The organism is Streptomyces taklimakanensis, from assembly GCF_009709575.1.
In the GTDB taxonomy this organism is placed as follows: Bacteria; Actinomycetota; Actinomycetes; order Streptomycetales; family Streptomycetaceae; genus Streptomyces; species Streptomyces taklimakanensis.
Map to the genome: position 1 here is coordinate 5,699,604 of NZ_WIXO01000001.1, position 20,233 is coordinate 5,719,836.

Here is a 20,233-nt window from a genome sequence, read left to right on the forward strand (position 1 = left end):
TCACCAGGAGTCCCCATTCCCATGCCGTACCCCACCGGCGCTCCGGTCACCGACCGGCGGCCAACCCTCTCGCACCAGGTACTACAGGACCGCCTGGATGCCCTCGCCCGCCTCCACCGGGTACCCGGCGCCCAACTGGCCGTGGACACCGGGACGCAGGTCCTGAGCGTGCACACCGGAACGGCCGACGTCGCCACGGGCACCCCGTTCACCGCGGACACGGCCGTACCGCTGGGGTCCGTCACCAAGGCCTACACGGCGGCGGCCGTGATGATCCTGGCCGACGACGGCGACCTCGATCCGGACGACCCCGTCGTCGAGTTCCTCCCGGAGTTGCGGGAGTTACCCGAGGTGGCGATACGTCACCTGCTCGGCCACACCGCCGGCCTGCCCACCGGGCCGGACTCGGACACCGCCGCGGGCACCACCGCGTCCCGCTACCTGTCGACGGTCTGCACCGCACGGGACGCGCTGTTCGCACCCGGAACCGGTTTCTCCTACTCCAACGCCGGCTACGTCGCCGCCGGCCGACTGGTGGAGGCGGTGACGGGCATGACCTGGCAGGAAGCCGTCCGGGTGCTGCTGTTGGAGCCCCTCGGCACCGTGCCCGCCTTCCTCGACGACACCCGCCCCACCCGCCCGATCGCGGCCGGCCACGCCCTCAACACGGCATCGGGCCGGACGCGTCCGGCACACCAGAACCTGGCCCCCGTGGAGGCGCCGGCCGGCGCCCTGCTGGCGAGCGCCCTGGACCTGGCGGTGCTGGGGAAGGCACTGGCCGGCCGATCCGCCGCACTGCCGTCCGCCACCGCCGCGCGGATGCGCCGCCCCGAACCGGGCGCCGCCCCGGGGGTCTTGGCGGACGCCTGGGGCCTGGGCCTGGCGCTGTTCCGGCAGGACGGACGGTGGTGGTACGGCCACGACGGGAACGCGCAGGGCACCTCCTGCCACCTGCGGGCGGAGCCGGACGGCGGCATGGTGGTCGCCTTCACCGGAAATGCCGGCGGCGCCACCGCCCTGTGGCGCGACCTGGTCGAGGACATCACCCGGATCACCGGTGTGCGGGTGCCGACCGCTCCGTCCCCCGCGCACCGGGGCGCCCCCGTCGCCCTCCCCGAGTGCGCCGGCACCTACCGCAACGGCCGGATGGAGTACCGGATCACGATCGGCGCGAACGGCTCGCCGGCGCTGTCCGTGGACGGCGACTCCCCGGTGCCCCTGATCTGCTACCCGGATCTCTCCTGCGACCTGGTCGACCCGGCCACCGGCCGGCGGGAACCCGGCGGGCGCTTCCACCGCGACCCCGTCACCGGTGCCGTCGACCGCGTCCAGATATCCGGCCGAACGGCCCGCCGCACCGACATCGCCTGACCCCCACCCGCCCCGCACGCGCGGACGCCCACCACACCGCTCCGGTGGGCCCACGGGCCGCCTCCCCGGGCCGGCCCGTGCCCGCGCGCACCGCATCGTCCCCGCTCCGAAGGACTTCACCCATGACGGACCTGCACGACAAGCCCGTACCGGCGTCGCCCCTGCCGCAGGCCGACGGTGCCGAGACCCCGGGAAGAGAGGCGCTCCCCCCGGGAGCGCGCCGACCGATCGGTGAACTGTTCGCCGCGTGGGTGGCCCGCACGCCCCAGGCACCCGCGGTGACCGACGGTCGGCGGACCTGGTCCTACCGGGAGTTGGCGGCGCGGGTCGAGCGCCTGGCCGACGACCTCGTACGGCGCGGGGCCGGGCCGGACCGGGTGGTGGCGCTGGTCCTGCCGCGCTCGATGGAACTGATCGCGGCGGAACTGGCCGTGGCCCGGGCGGGTGCCGCGTTCCTGCCGGTGGACCCCGACTATCCCGCCGAGCGCCGCGCCCTGATGCTGGACGACGCCGCGCCCGCCGTGGTCCTCGACGAACCGGGCCGGGTCGGCGACCTCATGGAGGAGGACGGCGGCCCCCGACCCGCGGCCCCGCGCCCGACGGTGGACGCCGACCACGCGGCGTACGTGATCTACACCTCCGGCTCCACGGGAACCCCCAAGGGCGTGACGGTCACCCACCGGGGCATCGGCGGCTTCGCCGCGGCCGCCGCCGAACGGTACGCCGTGGGCCCGGGCGACCGCGTGCTGCAGTTCTCCTCGCCCAGCTTCGACGCCTCCGTCCTGGAGCTGTGCGTGTCCGTCCTGTCCGGCGCGACCCTCGTCGTGCCCCCGGACGGGCCCTGGCTGGGCGACGAACTGACCTCCGTCCTGGACGAGCACCGCATCACCCACGCCCTCATTCCACCGGCCGCCCTCGCCACCCTCCCCGACCCCCGTCGGGACGGCGGCGCGCGTCACCTGCGCACGCTGATCGTCGGAGCCGAGGCCTGCTCGGCGGGGCTCGTCGACCGCTGGGCACCCGGGCGTCGCATGATCAACTCCTATGGTCCCACCGAGGCCACGATCGTCGCCTCCTGGACCGGTCCGCTCTCCGCCGGGAGCGGCACCCCGACGATCGGCACCCCACTGCCCGGCACCCGGGCGCACGTGCTGGACGCGTCGATGCGACCGGTACCGCCCGGCGCCGACGGCGAACTGTACGTGGGCGGGGACGGGGTGGCCCGCGGCTACCTCGGCCGGCCGGGCCTGACCGCCGCGCGCTTCGTCGCCGACCCCTTCGGACCGCCCGGCGCCCGCCTCTACCGCACCGGCGACCGGGTGCGCCGGACCGCCGACGGCGAGCTGGAGTTCCTCGGCCGCCTCGACCGGCAGGTGAAGGTCCGCGGCTTCCGCATCGAGCCCGGAGAGATCGAGGCGGCCCTGCTCCACCACCCCGGCGTCCGCGAGGCCGTGGTCGTGGTGCGCGAGGACGAACCGGGACGGCGGCGACTCGTCGGCTACGTCACGCCCGACGAACCGGAGCGCGCCCCAGAGCCCGGGGAGTTGCGCTCGGCGCTCGCCGCCGCGCTGCCGGCGCACATGGTCCCCTCCGCCGTCGTGGTCCTGGACGAACTGCCGCTCACCCCGCAGAACAAGATCGACCGGCACGCCCTGCCCGCACCGGGCCACACCCCCGCCGCGGGACACGTACCACCGCGCACCCCCGGCGAGCGGGCGCTGGCCGCCATCTGGGCGGAGGTGCTGGGGGCCGACGTCGTCGGCGTGGAGGACGACTTCTTCGACCTGGGCGGCGACTCGATCCTCGCGGCCCGGACCCTGTCCCGGATCCGGGGGGAACTGGGTGTCCGGCTGTCGGTGCGGGACGTGTTCACCGCCCGGACGGTCGCCGACCTGGCCCCGTTGCTCGACGACCCGTCCGTCGCCGCGCCGTCGGACCCGATTCCGCCCGCCCCGCGCGACCGGCCGCTCCCGCTGTCCAGCGCGCAGCGACGGCTGTGGTTCCTCGACGACCTCACCGAGGGCGGCACCGAGTACAACACCGGCGTGGCGGTGCGCCTGGTCGGGCCGTTGGACACCGACGCGCTGCGCCGTGCCCTGGAGCGGCTCGCCGCCCGCCACGACTCCCTGCGCACCACCTTCGCCACGGTGGACGGCCAGGGCGTGCAGCGGGTCGGGCGCGACGCCTTGCTGCCGCTGCGCACGGCCGACCTCGGCACGCTGCCCGCCGAGCGGCGCGACGAGGCGGCCGAGCGCCTGCTGACGGAGGAACTGAGCCGCCCCTACGACCTGGCGGAGGGGCCGTTGACCCGGGCCCTGTTGGTGCGCCGCGCCGCCGCCGACCACCTGCTGCTGCTGGCCCAGCACCACATCGTCACCGACGGCTGGTCGGTGGGCGTCCTGGTCCGCGACCTGGCCGCGCTCTACCACGCGGAGGTGTCCGGTGAACCGGACGTCCCGCCCGCACCGGCCGTGCAGTACCCGGACTTCGCCGCGTGGGAACGGCAGCGGCGGGCCGCCGCCGGCGCCGCCGACTCGTCCGATGCCGAGGACCTCGCGTACTGGAAGCGGCATTTGAGCGGACTCCAGCAGTTGGAGCTGCCCACGGACCGCCCCCGGCCGGCGGTGCGCACCACCAACGGCGCGGCCCACCGCCACCGCCTCCCCGCGGACCTGGTCGCACGGCTGCGTCACCTGGCGGGAGGCCGGGGCACGACCGTCTTCACCCTGTTCGCCGGGGCCGCGGCCGTGCTGTTCTCCCGGTACTCCGGGCAACGGGACGTGGCGTTCGGGACCGTCACCAACGGACGGGACCGCCGGGACCTGGAGGACGTGGCCGGTTTCTTCGCCAACACCGTGGTGCTGCGCGGCGAGGTGGACGACTCCGCCACGGTCGACCGGTTCGTGGAGAGCATGCGCGCCACCGTGCTGGACGCCTTCGCCCACGACGGGGTGCCGTTCGACCGGGTGGTCGAGGAACTGGCCCCGCCCCGGGACCCCAGCCGCACCCCGCTGGTGCAGGTGCTCGTGGTCCAACAGACCGCTCCGGCGTACCCGCCGCGGGCCGGCGGACTGCGGATCGAGGAGCACCCGCTGCCCCGCCCGGCCGCCCGCTTCGACCTCGTCCTGGAGTTCGCGCCGCTGCCGGACGGCGGGTGCGAGCTGACGGTCGAGTACAACACGGACCTGTTCGAGGCGCGGACCGTGGCCCGGCTCGGCCGCCACCTGCACCACCTGTTGGAGGGCATGGCGGACGGCCCGCACCGGACACTGGCCGAGCTGCCCCTGCTGTCGGACGACGAGCGGCGCACGCTGCTGGACTCCTGGAACCCACCCGCGCGCGCCGAACGGGACGCGGGGGGCGCGACGCTGCCGGCCCTGTTCGAGGCGCGGGTGGCCGAGACCCCCGACCGGACCGCCGTGGTCTGCGGCCCGACACGGTTGGACTACGCCGAGGTGAACCGGCGCGCCAACCGGCTCGCCCGGCTGCTCATGGCCCGCGGCGCGGGCCCGGAGAAGCTGGTGGCGCTGTGCCTGCCGCGCTCCGCCGACCTCCTGCCGGTGCTGTGGGCGGTGCTCAAGTCGGGCGCGGGATACCTTCCGGTGGACCCCGGCTATCCGGCCGAGCGCGTCCGCTTCATGCTCGCCGACGCCGCTCCCGCCCTCGTGGTGGCGAGCGGCCGGACCGCCGACGCGCTGCCCGAGGGATGCGACCCGCTGATCCTGGAGGACCACGCGGCCGACGGCGCGGACGTCCCCGGGGAGGCCGACACGAACCCGGTCGACGCGGACCGGCTCCGGCCGCTGGACCCGGACCACCCGGCGTACGTCATCTACACGTCGGGCTCGACCGGTCGCCCCAAGGGGGTCGTGATCACCCACCGCAGCGTGGCGGCCCTGGCGGCCTGGGTGGGGGAGCGGTTCGGCCCCGACCGACTGGCGCACGTGGTGGCCTCCACCTCGCTCAACTTCGACGTCTCGGTCTTCGAGATGCTGTGCCCCCTGCTGGCCGGCGGCGGCGTCGAGCTGGTCGCCGACCTGCCCGCCCTCGCCGACGGGCCGAGCCCGCGACGGGCGGGGCTGGTCAGCGGCGTGCCGTCGGTGGTCTCCCGGGTGCTCACCACGGGCGCCGCCGCCGTCGAGGCGGGCACGGTCGTGCTGGCCGGCGAGGCGCTGCCCGCGCAGACCGTGCGCGACCTGCGGCGGACCATGCCCTCCTGCGAGGTGGCCAACATCTACGGCCCCACCGAGGCCACCGTCTACGCCACCGCCTGGTTCGCCGGCGACGCCGTGCCCGGCCAGGCCCCGCCGATCGGCAGGCCCGTGGCCCGCACCCGGGCCTACGTCCTGGACGGCCTGCTGCGCCCGCAGCCGGCGGGAGTGACGGGAGAGCTCTACCTCGGTGGCGGTGGCCTGGCGCGCGGCTACCTGAACCGGCCCGGACTGACCGCCGCCCGGTTCGTCGCCGACCCCTTCGGCGCGCCGGGGGACCGCATGTACCGCACCGGCGACCTGGCGCGGTGGACCGCCGACGGCGAACTGGAGTACGTCGGCCGGATCGACCAGCAGGTCAAGGTGCGTGGCTTCCGCATCGAGCTGGGCGAGGTGGAGGAGGCGCTGCGGGACTGCGAGGGCGTCGCCGAGGCGGCCGCCACCGCCCGCGAGAGCGACGGCCACCGGCGCCTGGTCGGCTACGTCGTCCCGACCCGGGGGGTGCGGGTGGAACCGGAGGCGGTGCGCCGGGCGCTCGGCCGCACACTGCCCGACTACATGGTGCCCCAGGCCGTCGTGGTGCTGGACGCCATGCCGCTCAACCCCAACGGAAAGCTGGACCGCGGCCGGCTCCCCGACCCGGGCCCCATCGGGAAGACCACGCGGCACGTCGCGCCGCGCACCCCCACCGAGCGGACGCTCGCCGCCATCTGGGCGGACGTCCTGCACGTGGAGCGGGTCGGGGCGGACGACAACTTCTTCGCCCTGGGCGGCGACTCGATCCTCAGCATCCAGGTGGTGGCCCAGGCCCGGCAGGCGGGGCTCTCGTTGACCTCCCGCGATGTCTACCGGTACCAGACGGTCGCCGCCCTCGCCCGGTGCGCGGACGCCGCGGCCGGCCACCGGCCCGCCGCCCCCGCCTCCGTGCCGGCCACCGGACCGGCACCGCTGACGCCCATCCAGCACTGGTTGTTCGAAAGCGGCGCCGAACGGGCCGGCCACTACGCCCAGACGCTGTCGGTGGAGCTGGCCGACACGGTGGACGCGACGGCGCTGGAGGACGCCCTGAACGACGTGGTCGCCCACCACGACGCGCTGCGCTCCCGCTTCGTCCCCGCCGACGGCACCACCACCGCCGGGCCCGAGGGCGTCGGGTGGCACATCGACGGTCGGGCCCCCCGGTTCCGACTGGCCCGCCACACCGGCCCGGACACCGACGCACCGCACCTGGGCCCCTTCGACCTGCGCCACGGGCCCCTGCTGCGCGCCGTGCTGCACGACCGGGGAGCCGACCGGCCCCGCGTCCTGCACCTGGCCGTCCACCACCTGGTGGTCGACGGCGTCTCCTGGCGCGTCCTCCTGGAGGACCTCGACCGGGCCTATGGAGCCCGCCGCGCCGGACGTGACGGGGCGGCGGCGCTGCCGCCGAAGTCCTCCCCGCTGCGGCACTGGGCCCGACGCCTGGCCGCGCACGCCGCCGAGGGCGGCTTCGAGGACGAGCGGGCGTACTGGGAGCGTTCGACCGAGGGCGCCACGGCGGACCTGCCGACGGACCGGGCGGGCGCCGACGGCACCCACGCCGACACCCACACCGACATCAACACCTACGCCTCGACCCGCTCGGTGACCGTGCGCCTCACCCCCGAGGACACCTCCGCCCTGCTGCGCGTCCTGCCGGACACCTACCGCACCCAGGCCAACGACGTGCTGCTGAGCGCCCTGGGCCGGGTGCTGTGCGAGTGGACCGGCCACGACCGGGTGCTGGTGGAGGTGGAGGGACACGGCCGCGAGGAACTGTTCGCCGACGTCGACACCAGCCGCACCGTCGGCTGGTTCACCACCCGCCACCCCGTCGCCCTCGCCGTCCCGCCGGACGCCGGCTGGGACACCGTGCTCAAGGGGGTCAAGGAACAGCTCCGGTCGGTGCCCCGGCACGGTCTGGGACACGACGCCCTGCGGTACCTGACCCGGGGTGGGACGCCGCCCCGGACACCGACCGCGCAGGTCGGCTTCAACTACCTGGGCCGGTTCGGACTGCCGGACGGTCGCGAGAGCCTGTACCGCGGCCCGTTCCGCACGCTGGAGCTGGACGCCGACCCGGCGGCGCCGCGCCCGTACGCCCTGGAGGTCGTGGGGCGCCTGGACGGCGACGCGCTGGAGTTCACCTGGTTCCACTCGGAGCGGCTGCACCGGGAGGAGACCGTCGCGGACCTGGCCGGACGGTTCGCCGACGCCCTGGCCGGCATCGCCCGGCACGCCGCCCGGCCGGGCACCGGCGGGCGCACCTCCTCGGACTTTCCGCTGGCCCGGCTCGACCAGGCGGCCGTGGACCGGGTGGTGGGGGACGACCCCGGCGCGGTGGAGGACGTCCACCCGCTCACGCCCACCCAGGCCGGCATGCTCTTCCACCGCCTCTCCCAGGACGACCGGAGCGTCTACTTCCAGCAGTTGACCTTCGTCCTGGACGGCGTGTCCGATCCCGCCGTGCTGGCGGCAGCCTGGCAGCGGGTGACGGACCGCACTCCCGTGCTGCGCGGCCGCGTCGTGTGGCAGGACGTGCCCGAACCGCTGCTGGTGGTGCAGCGCCACACCCCCGTGCCGGTCACCCACCTGGACTGGCGGGAGCTGTCCGAGGACGAGCGGGAGGACCGGCTGCGGGAGTTCCTGGCCCGGGATCGCGAGCGCGGCATCGACCTGACGCGCGCCCCGCTCCAGCGCCTGGTGCTGGCCCGGCTCCCGGACGGCGGCGTGCGGGTGGTGTGGTCCTTCCACCACCTGATCCTGGACGGCTGGAGCCTGTTCCAGGTGTTGTCCGACGTCTTCGCCTGCCACGCGCTGCTCTCCGGCCCCGCGGCGGCGGACGGCGGGGAGGCGGACCGAGCCCTGCCCGCGCGTCCTCCGTTCCGGGACTACGTGGCCTGGCTGCGCGACCGCGACTGGGCGGAGGCCGAACGACACTGGCGGGCCCGCCTCGCCGGCCTGACCGAGACCACCGCGCTGCCCTACGACCGCGAGCCGCACGAGGCCCACCACGCGGAGTCCACGCGGGCGGTCCGCGTCACGGTGCCCGAGGCCACCACCCGGGCACTGGAGGGTCTGGCCAAGACGGCCGGCCTGACCCTCAACACCCTCGTGCAGGGCGCGTGGGCGCTGCTGTTGAGCCGCCAGGCCGGCAGACCGGAGGTGGTCTTCGGCACCACCGTGTCCGGGCGGCCCCCCGAGCTGCCGGGGGCCGAGGACATGACCGGCCTGTTCATCGCGACCCTGCCCACCCGCGTCACGGTGCCGCGCGACGGGACCCTGCTCGAGTGGCTGCGCCGGCTGCAGTGGGAACAGGGCGAGGACCGGCCGTTCGACTACGTGCCGCTCACCCGGATGAAGGCGTTCACCGACCTCCCCGAGCGGACCGCCCTGTTCGACAGCATCGTCGTCTTCGAGAACTACCCGGTCGACGACGACCTCGCCGCCGCGCACGGGCTGCGGCTGAGCGGCCTGGACGGCATCGAGACCACCAACTACCCGCTCAGCCTGGTGGCCTATCCGGGTCCGGAACTCGCCCTGCGACTGGGGTACGACCCGGAGCTGTTCGACGCCGCCACCGCCGCCCGCCTGGCCGAGTACCTCACCGTCCTGCTGCGGGGCATGGCCGCCGACCCGGAGCGCCCGCCCGCGCGGCTGCCGCTGCTGACGGACGCGCGCCGCGAGCAGGTGCTGCGGGAGTGGAACGACACGGCCACCGACACGCCCGAGGCCACGGTGGCGGACCTCTTCGCCGCACAGGTGCGCCGCACGCCCGACGCCGTCGCGCTGGAAGCCGGCGACGAGCGCCTGACCTACCGGGAGCTGGACGCCCGGGCGGCGGCACTGGCCGACCGGCTGGCCGCGCTCGGGGTGGCACCGGAGCGCCCGGTGGGCGTGCTGATGGACCGCTCGGCCGCGCTCGTCGTCGCCCAGTTGGCCCTCGTCCGCACCGGCGGCGTCTACGTCCCCCTGGACGGCAGGGCGCCGCGCGAGCGGCTGCGGCGGATGCTGGCCGAGGCCGGCGCGGACCTGCTGCTCACCGGCGGCGTCTGGGAGGAGACGGCCCGCGCCGTGCTGCCCGGCGGAGACGTCCTGCGGCCCGACGGCGAGGGAACCGACCGCGCGGCCGGTCACGCGTCCGGTCACACGGCCGAGACCGCGGTGCGCCCCGACAACGTCCAGTACCTGATGTTCACCTCCGGCTCCACCGGCACCCCCAAGGGCGTCGCGGTGCGCCAGCGGGACGTCGCCGCTCTCGCCCTCGACCGCGCCTTCGCCGACCACGGCCGGGTCCTGGTGCACTCCCCGCACGCCTTCGACGCCTCCACCTACGAGCTGTGGGTGCCGCTGCTGCGCGGCGGCACGGCCGTGCTGGCACCGCCGTCGGAGCTGGACGCCGCCGTGGTCCGCCGCGCGATCACCGAACAGGGCGTGCGCTGCCTGTGGTTGACCGCGGGCCTGTTCCGCCTGCTCGCCCAGGAGGACCCCACCTGCCTGCGCGGCGCCGCGCAGGTGTGGACCGGCGGCGAGGCCGTGCCGGGCGCGGTGGTGCGCCGCGTCCTGGACGCCTGCCCCGGCCTCACCGTCGTCGACGGCTACGGCCCGACCGAGACCACCACCTTCGCGACCCGGCGGGCCTTCCGCGCCGGCGACCCGCTGCCGGCGGTGCTGCCCATCGGGCGCCCGCTGGACAACACGCGGGTGTACGTGCTGGACGACGCGCTCCAGCCCCAGCCGCCGGGCGTCCCCGGCGAGCTGTACATCGCCGGAGCCGGCGTGGCCCGCGGCTACGCCGGACGTCCCGGAACGACCGCCGCGCGCTACCTGGCCGACCCCTTCGGCCCGCCCGGCGGACGGATGTACCGCACCGGCGACATCGTGCGGTGGAGCGCCGACGGCGAACTGCACTTCGTGGGACGCGCGGACGACCAGGTCAAGATCCGCGGTTTCCGCGTCGAACCCGCCGAGATAGAAGCCCGGCTCACCGCCCACCCGACCGTCGCCGAGGCCGTGGTGTCGGTGTACGAGCACGCCGGACGCAAGCGCCTGGCCGCCCACCTCGTGCCGGCTCCGGCCGCGGCCGTGCCGTCCGCGGCCGAACTGCGCGCCCACCTGTCGGCCGAACTGCCCGACTACATGCTGCCCGCCGCCTTCGTCACGGTGCCGGAACTGCCCCTGACGGCCAACGGCAAGGTGGACCGGCGCCGACTGCCCGCCCCCGACTGGTCGGAGGCCGGCGGCACCGCCTACCGCGCGCCGACCACCGAGGCCGAGCGCGTCCTGGCCGGGATCTGGGCGGAGCTGCTCGGAGTGGAACGGGTCGGGACGGACGACAACTTCTTCATGCTGGGCGGCGACTCGATCCTCAGCATCCAGGTGGTCTCCCGCGCCCGCGCCGCCGGCCTCGCGCTGACCCCCCGCGACCTGTTCCGACACCCCACGGTCGCCGCCCTGGCCGCCGCCACCGGCACCGCCGCGCCCGCCGCCGGAACCGGGCCGGTGCACGGGGAGGTCGCGCTCACCCCCATCCAGCACTGGTTCCTCGACCCGGGGCCGCGGCGCCCGGAGTTCTTCGACCAGCGCGTCGTGGTGGAGACGCCCGACGTCCCCGACCCGGCCGCCCTGCGCCGGGCCCTGGCGGCCCTGTGGGCGCACCACGACGCCCTGCGGTCCCGCTTCGTCCGGCAGGCCGACGGGGAGTGGCGCCAACACTGCGCCACCGCGGACGCGGAACCCCCCGAGCTGCTGGAGATCCACGACCTGACGGGACTGGACGCGGCGGCGGCCGAGGAGGTCGAGGCTGGCGTCTCGGCCGCGGCACACACCGCCTTCCGACTGGACGACGGCCCGCTGCTCACCGCACGACTGTTCACCGGCGCCGCCGGCCGGCCCGCCCGGCTGTTGCTGGCCGTGCACCACCTGGTGGTCGACGGCGTCTCCTGGCGCGTGATCCTGGAGGACCTGGAGACCGCCTACCGCCAGGCGCTGGCCGGAGAACCGGTGCGCCTGCCGGACCGCACCACCTCCGTCCAGGAGTGGGCGCGACGGCTGCGCGCGCACACCGAGGCCGGCGGCTTCGACGCCGAGCGCGCCCACTGGGAGGAGGTGGCCCGGCACTGCGAGGCGCCGCTGCCGGTGGACGCGAGCGGTGACAACACCGCGGCCGACCTGCGCGCGGTGACCGTACGGCTGGACCGCCGGCGCACCGACGACCTGCTGCGCAAGGTCCCCGGCGTCTACCGCACGCGCATCGACGACGTGCTGCTGACCGCCCTGGGGCGGGTGCTGGCGGAGTGGACCGGGCGCCGCACCGTCGCCGTCGGCCTGGAGGGGCACGGCCGCGAGGACCACCTGTTCGACGACGTCGACCTGTCCCGCACGGTCGGCTGGTTCACCACCCTGTTCCCGGTCGCCCTCCGGGTGCCGGACGGTGACTGGGGGGCCGCGCTGAAGTCCGTCAAGGAGCAACTGCGGTCCGTACCCGGCCGGGGCCTGGGCCACGGGGCCCTGCGGTACCTGGCGCGGGACGAGCGGCTCGCCGACGCGCCGATGCCCGGCATCAGCTTCAACTACCTGGGCCGCTTCGACTGGTCCGCCGACGGCGGCGCGCTGATCCGCTCGGTGCCCGGCGGCCTGGGCGGCGCGGAGGCACCCGAATCGACGCGTCCGCACCTGCTGGACGTGGTGGCCCGCGTCGAGGACGACGGCCTGGAGATCACCTGGTACCACAGCGCCGGACTGCACCGCGAGGAGACGGTCGCCGACCTCGCGGCCGGCATGGTGCGGGCCCTGGAGGACATCGTCGCGCACTGCTCCCGTCCGGACGCCGGAGGCCGCACCCCCTCGGACTTCCCGCTGGTCCGGCTCGACCAGGCGGCCGTGGACCGGGTCGTGGGAGACGGCCGCGAGGTCGCCGACCTGTACCCGCTGACGCCGATGCAGGCGGGCATGCTGTTCCACAGCCTCATGGACCCCGACTCGCGCACCTACGTCAACCAGGTGCAGTTGGTGCTGTCGGGCGTCACCGATCCGCAGGCCCTCGCCACGGCCTGGCAGCGGACGGTGGACGCCAACCCGATGCTGCGCACCCGCCTGGTGTGGCAGGAGACCGCCGAACCGCTCCAGGCCGTGCAGCAGCGTGCCACCGTGCCCGTCACCCACCTCGACTGGTCCGGGCGGCCGGCCGAGGGGTGCGAACGGGACCTGGACGAGCTGCTCGACCGGGACCGGCGCGCCGGCATCGACCTGACCCGGGCGCCCCTGATGAGACTGGTGCTGATCCGGCTGTCGCCGAAGAGGGTGCGGATGGTGTGGACCTTCCACCACGTCCTGCTCGACGGGTGGAGCGCGGCCCAGGTCTTCGACGAGGTGTGCGAGCGGTACGCGGCGCTGACCGCCGGGCGCCGCCCGCGGGTCCCGGACCGCGCGCCCTTCGGGGACTACCTGGGCTGGTTGGCCCGGCAGGACACCGGCAGCGCGGAGCGGTACTGGCGCGAGGCGCTGGCCGGCTTCTCCGTCCCCACCGAACTGCCGAGGGACCGGCGACCCGCCGAGGCACACCGCACCTCCTCGACGGGGACGGTCCGGGTGACGCTCGACGCCGGCGTGTCGGCACGGCTGAGGGAGACGGCGCAGCGGGCGGGCCTGACCGTCAACACCGTGCTCCAGGGCGCCTGGGCGCTGCTGCTGTCCCGCTACGGCGGCGGTGACGACGTGGTGTTCGGCACCACCGTCTCCGGACGACCCGCCGAGCTGCCGGGAGTGACCTCCATGGTCGGGCTGTTCATCAACACCCTGCCCACCCGGGCGCGGATCGACGGCCGGCGCGACCTGGTGGAGTGGCTGCGCGACCTCCAGAGCGCCCAGTCGGAGTCCCGGCGCCACGACTTCGTCTCCCTCGCCCAACTCCAGACCTGGAGCGAGGTGCCGGGCGGAACGAACCTGTTCGACAGCATCGTGGTCTTCGAGAACTACCCCTTCGACAGCGGGGCCCTGGCCCGGCACGGGCTGGCCGTCGAGCAGGAACGCGACCTGGAGCCGACCAACTACCCGCTCAGCGTGGTGGTCGCCCCCGGCGACACCCTCGCGGTCGCCCTGGACTACGACCCGGACGCCTTCGACGCCGCCACGGTCGAGGGGCTCGGCGCGAGCCTGCGGACGCTGCTGACGGAGATGGCCGTCGACCCGGGCCGGTGCCTGGCCGACCTGCCGCTGGTGGAACCGGAGCGGGGGCGCCACCTGATCGACCGGCTCGGCGGGCCGGTGGTGCGGACGCCGGGCAGGACCCTGCCCGAGGCGTTCTCGGAACAGGTCGCGCGCACCCCGGACGCCCCGGCCGTACTGGCCGGCGGGGAACGACTCACCTACCGGCAGCTCGACGAGCGCGCCAACCGACTGGCCCGGCTGCTCGTCGACGCCGGCGCCGGCCCCGAACGGTTCGTCGCCCTGGCGCTGCCGCGCACCGCCGACCTGGTCGTGGCGCTGCTGGCGGTCCTCAAGAGCGGCGCCGCCTACCTGCCGGTGGACCCGGCCCACCCGGCCGAGCGCATCGCCTTCCTCTTCGACGACGTCCGTCCCGACGCCGTGGTGACGAGCGCGGAGACGGCCGGCCGGCTGCCGGCGGGACCGTTCACCCGGATCACCCTGGACGACCCCGTCTGCGCCGAGCGCCTGGCCGCCGCGTCCGCCGCCGACATCGGTGCCGACGAGCGGCGTGGGACGCTGCTGCCCGACCACCCCGCCTACGTCATCCACACCTCCGGCTCGACGGGCCGGCCCAAGGGCGTCGTGGTCGCCCACGGGTCGGTGGTGGCGCTGGCCGACTGGGCCGCCGCCGAGTTCGGCGGCCGCGGGTTCGCCCACGTGGTGGCCTCCACCTCGCTCAACTTCGACGTGTCGGTGTTCGAGATCGTCGCGCCGCTGCTCGCCGGCGGCTGCGTGGAGGTCGTCCGCGACCTGCTGGCCCTCGCCGAGCGCCCCGACGCGTGGCAGGCGGGCCTGCTCAGCGCGGTTCCCTCCGCCCTGGGCCGGCTGTTGGAGGAGGACACCGCCCGCGTCACGGCGGACACCGTCGTCCTGGCCGGCGAGGCGCTGCCCGCCGGCACCGTCCGCCGGGTGCGCGAGGCGGTGCCCGGCTGCCGGGTGATGAACGTCTACGGCCCCACCGAGGCCACCGTCTACGCCACCGCCTGGACCTGCGACCCCGCCGACCCCGAGCGCGTCCCGCCGATCGGCAGGCCGATCGGCGGCGCCCGGGCCTACGTCCTGGACGACCGGCTGCGTCCGGTGCCCGCCGGGGCGCCCGGCGAGCTGTACCTCGCCGGGACGGGCGTGGCCCGCGGCTACCTGGGCCGGCCCGGTCTGACCGCGTCCCGCTTCGTGGCCGACCCGTTCGGGGAGCCGGGCAGCCGCATGTACCGCACCGGCGACCTGGCGCGGTGGACGACCGACGGCGAGCTGCTCTACCTGGGCCGCTCGGACGACCAGGTGAAGGTGCGCGGCTTCCGCATCGAACTGGGCGAGGTGGAGGCCGCCCTGGCCCGGCACCCGCGGGTGACCTCGGCCGCCGCCCGGGTGGTGGAGCACGACGGCCACCGGCGGCTGGTGGGTTACGCGGTGTCCCGCGGCGACCGGGCCCCGGACCCGGCCGAACTGCGCGCCTTCCTCGCGGACACGCTCCCCGACCACCTGGTCCCGGCGGTCGTGGTGCCGTTGGAGCGGCTGCCGCTGGGGGCCACCGGCAAGCTGGACCGGCGCGCCCTGCCCGAACCCGTGTGGACCGCCCCGGCAGCCGGCGGCGACCGCCCGCCGCGCACCGACGCCGAGAAGGCGCTCGCCGCCATCTGGTCCGAGGTGCTGGGCGTGCCCGAAGTGGGCGTGGAGGACAACTACTTCGCGCTCGGCGGCGACTCGATCCTCGGCATCCGGATCGTCTCCGCGGCCCGCCGGGCCGGTCTCGCGCTGACCCCCCGGCACCTGTTCCTCCACCAGACCGTCGCCGAACTGGCAGCGGCGGCCGAGGAGTTGCCGGACCGGGCGCCCACCGCCGCCGAACAGGGCCCGGTCGTGGGCGAGGCGCTGCTCACCCCCGTCCAGCACTGGCTGTTCGACGAGCTCACCGGCGACCCGGCGCACTTCACCCAGTCGCTCTCCTTCCACCTGTCCGCCGACACCGACGAGGCGCTGCTGCGCGACGCCCTGGCGGCCGTGCTGGAGCAGCACGACGCGCTGCGCCTGCGGTTCGAGCCGGTCGACGGCGGGCGGTGGCGCCAGTGGGGCGCCGCCCCCGGCGACGCGCCGCACCTGGAGGTGCACGATCTGCCCCTGGGCGCCACGGCCGGCGCGGACGCGACGCTGCGCGGGGTGGCCGACGCCCTGTGCTCCGGATTCGACCTGGCCGCCGGACCGCTGCTGCGGGCCGCGCTGTGCCGCCCGGGCGGTGGTCCGGGCGGCGACCGGCGGCCGGTCCTGCTGCTGGCCGCCCACCACCTGGTGGTGGACGCGGTGTCCTGGCGCGTGATCCTGGAGGACCTGGACGCCGCGTACCGGGCGCTGCGGGCCGGGGACCGGGTGGACCTCGGACCGAAGACCACCTCCTTCCACGCGTGGGCGCGGCGGCTGGCCGAACACACCGCGGCCGGCGGCTTCGACGACGAACTCGCCCACTGGCGGGACGTGGACGGCGTCGGCGCCCTGCCGACCGACCTCGACGGGGACAACGACGCCACCCGCGAGGAGACGCTGACCGTCGGCCTGGACGGCGAGGACACCCGCCGGCTGCTCCAGGACGTGCCGGACGCCTACCGCACCCGCGTCAACGACGTCCTGCTGTGCGCCCTGGGCCGGGTCCTGGCGCGCTGGACGGGACGGGACCGGGTCGCGGTGACGCTGGAGGGCCACGGCCGGGAGGACCTGTTCGACGACGTCGACCTCGCGCGGACCGTCGGCTGGTTCACCACGATGTACCCCGTCGCGCTGGACGTCCCCCGGGACGCGGACACCGGGACCGCGCTGAAGTCCGTCAAGGAGGGCCTGCGGGCCGTGCCGCGCGGCGGACTGGGGTACGGAGCCCTGCGCCACCTGCGCCCCGAAACCGGCCCGCGGCTGCCGGACCTGCCGCAGATCGGCTTCAACTACCTGGGTCAACAGGACTGGGACGTGCCCGCGGACGGTCTGCTGCACGCCCCGCGCGACGGACTGACCGGCGGCATGGACCGCGCGGCGGACCGGCCGCACCTCATCGACGTCGTCGGCCGGGTCGTCGACAAGCGACTGGAGTTCACCTGGGCGTACTCGCGCGGGGTGCACCGGCGCGAGACCGTCGCCCGGTTGGCGGCCGAGATGGCCGACGAGCTGCGGGAGATCGTGCGGCACTGCGCCCGACCCGACGCCGGGGGCCGCACCCCGTCGGACTTCCCGTTGGCCCCGCTGGACCAGGCGACCGTCGACCGGTTGGTGGGCACCGGCCGCGACGTGGTGGACGTCTACCCGCTCACCCCCACCCAGACCGGCATGGTCGTCCACGGCATGGACGACCCCGGCCGGGGGATGTACGTCGAGCAGATCACGTTCGTGGTGGACGGGGTGCGCGACCCGCGTCTGCTGGCCGCGGCCTGGCAGCACGTGGTCGACCGGACCCCCGTGCTGCGCACCGCCGTGGTGCTGAGCGGGGTGCCCGTCCCGCTCCAGGTCGTGCGCCGCGGCGCCGACCTGCCCGTCACCGAACACGACTGGAGCGCCCTGACGGGGGCGGAGCGCGACGCGGAACTGGAGCGGCTGCTGGAGGCGGACCGGGCCCGCGGCATCGCCCTGGACAGCGCGCCGCTGCTGCGCGTCGCCCTGATCCGGCTCGGCCCGGACGAGGTGCGGGTGGTGTGGACCTTCCACCACCTCCTGCTGGACGGATGGAGCGTCTTCCACGTGCTGTCGGACGTCATGGCCTGTCACGCGGCGCTCGCCCGGGGGAACGAACCGCGGCTGCCGGACCGCCGGCCGTTCGCGGACTACGCCGCCTGGCTCGCCGCCCGGGACACCGACCGGGCCGAGGAGCACTGGAGGAGGGTCCTGGCGGACCTCACCGCCCCCACGGCACTGCCCTACGACCGCAGGCCCGCCCAGGGCGCCGCGGCCCGCTCCGGGACCTGGCTGTCACGGTGGCTCGGGGAGGCCGAGACGGCCCGGCTGGCGGACTTCGCCCGCCGTCACCGCCTCACCCTCAACACCGTGGTGCAGGGCGCCTGGGCGCTGCTGCTGTCGCGCTGGAGCGGCGAGCGGGAGGTGTGCTTCGGCACCACCGTCTCCGGCCGGCCGGCGGACCTGCCCGGAGCCGACACCATCACCGGCCTGTTCATCACCACCCTGCCCGCCCGGATCACCGTGGACGGCGGAGCGCCCTGCGACGCGTGGCTGCGCGAGGTGCAGTCCGCGCGGGCCGAGGACCGCCGGTTCGACCACGTGCCGCTGACGGACCTGCACGCGTGGAGCGGGCTGCCCGCCGGGGCGACGATGTTCGACAGCCTGCTGGTCCACGAGAACTATCCGGTCGGCGACGCGACGGCCGGGGAGCACGGTGTGCGAGTGCGGGACCTCGACGCCCGGGAGGCCACCAACTACCCGCTCACCGTGGTGATCTCACCCGGTGACCGGCTGGGCGTCGAGCTCGGCTACGACCCCCGGTACTTCGAGGAGGCCACGGCACGCTCCCTGGCCGGTCAGCTCCTGCACACCCTGCGCACCCTGGCCGACTCGGGGGAGGCCGTCCGCCTGGACGAGGTCGACGTGCTGCCGCCGGAGGAGCGGGCCCGGCTGGTCCGGGGGCCCGCGCGCCCGCGGTCCCGGTCGGTGCCCCCGGCGACCCTGCCCGAGCTGGTCGAGGCCGCGGTGGACCGTCGGCCGCCGGCACCGGCGCTGAGCGCTTCGGGGCTGCTGCTGTCCTTCGCGGAGGTGGAGGAGCGGGCGAACCGCCTGGCGCACCGGCTCATCGCCCGGGGCGCCGGCCCCGGCGACATCGTCGCGCTGGTCCTGCCGCGCTCGGCGGACATGGTCCTGGCCCAACTGGCGGTGGCCAAGGCGGGCGCCGCGTTCCTGCCGGTGGACCCGGGCTACCCGGACGAGAGGGTCGCGCTGATGCTGCGCGACGCGGCGCCCGCCGTGACCCTCGACGCCGAGCAGGTCGCCGACCTGCTCGCGGCGGGATCGGACGGCGTGCCCGGGCACCGTCCCACCGACACCGACCGCGTCCGTCCGCTCGACCTCGACGACCCGGCGTACGTCATCTACACCTCGGGCTCCACCGGGACGCCCAAGGGCGTGGTCGTCACCCACCGGGGCCTGGCGGGCTTCGCCGCCGCCGAGGCCGAGCACTACCGGGTGGGCCCCGGCGACCGGGTCCTGGCCTTCGCCACGCCCAGCTTCGACGCCTCGGTGTTGGAACTGTGCATGGCCCTGCCCAGCGGCGCCCGCCTGGTCGTGCCCCGCCCCGGCCCGCTGCTCGGCGCGGAGCTGGCGGACGTGCTGCGCGGCGAACGCGTCACCCACACCCTGTTGCCGCCGGCCGCGCTCGCCACCCTGCCGCCCGACACCCCCGGCACCCTGCCGGACCTGAAGACCCTGGTGGTCGGCGCCGACGCGTGCGGCCCCGAAGCGGTCGCCCGCTGGGCACCGCACCACCGCATGATCAACTCCTACGGGCCCACCGAGGCCACGGTGGTCGCCACCTGGTCGGATCCGCTGGAGCCGGACGGCGACGCGCCGCCCATCGGCCGCCCGCTGCCCGCCACCGGCGCCTACGTCCTCGACGCGCGGCTGCGGCCGGTCGCCGATGGCGTGGCGGGCGAACTGTGGCTGAGCGGCCCGGCCCTGGCCCGCGGCTATCTGGGCCGGCCCGGTCTGACCGCGTCCCGCTTCGTGGCCGACCCGTTCGGGGAGCCGGGCAGCCGCATGTACCGCACCGGCGACCTGGTGCGGCGCGACGCCCGGGGCGAGCTGCACTACCTGGGCCGCACCGACCACCAGCTCAAGCTGCGCGGCCACCGGATCGAGGCGGGAGAGGTCGAGGCGACCCTGGTGCGCCACCCGGCCGTGCTGGACGCCGTGGTGTCCGTGCGGGAGGACGAGCCGGGACTGCCGCGCCTGGTGGCCCACGTGCTCGCCGCACCCGACGCCGAGGCCCCCGCCGCCGCCGAGCTGCGGGCGCTGGCCGCGCGCACCCTGCCCGGACACATGGTCCCCTCGGCCTTCGTCGTGCTGGAGCGCTTCCCGCTCACCGAGAACGGCAAGACCGACCGGGCCGCCCTGCCCGCGCCCGCGCCCGACGGGGAGGAGGCGGCGGCCGGCCACGTCGCCCCCCGCACCCCCACCGAGGAGGCCATGGCCGCCATCTGGGAGGAGGCCCTGCACACGACCGTGGGGGCGGAGGACGACTTCTTCTCCCTGGGCGGCGACTCCCTGCGCGCCCTGCGCATCGCCTCGCGCGCGGGCGAGGCCTTCGGCGTGACCCTCACGCCCCGCGACGTTCTGGTCTCCCGCACCGTCGCCGCACTGGCGGAACAGGTGGAGGAGCAGGTGCTGAGCGAACTCGAAGACGCCGTACGCGGCGACAGCGACCACGACGAGCGGTGAGGACCGAACAA

Annotated in this window: 2 protein-coding genes; both read left to right on the forward strand. The window is 75.8% G+C overall.

Going from position 1 to position 20,233, the window contains the following annotated elements; genetic code table 11:
• Window positions 1-21: 21 nt before the first annotated feature.
• Window positions 22-1,371 (forward strand): serine hydrolase domain-containing protein, encoded by a 1,350-nt coding sequence (locus tag F0L17_RS25175; protein ID WP_155072826.1) that lies wholly within the window; start codon window positions 22-24, stop codon window positions 1,369-1,371.
• A 122-nt stretch (window positions 1,372-1,493) separates the two neighbouring features.
• On the forward strand, window positions 1,494-20,222 hold the full coding sequence (locus tag F0L17_RS25180) for a non-ribosomal peptide synthetase (RefSeq protein ID WP_155072827.1): 18,729 nt from the start codon (window positions 1,494-1,496) through the stop codon (window positions 20,220-20,222).
• Window positions 20,223-20,233: the final 11 nt, after the last annotated feature.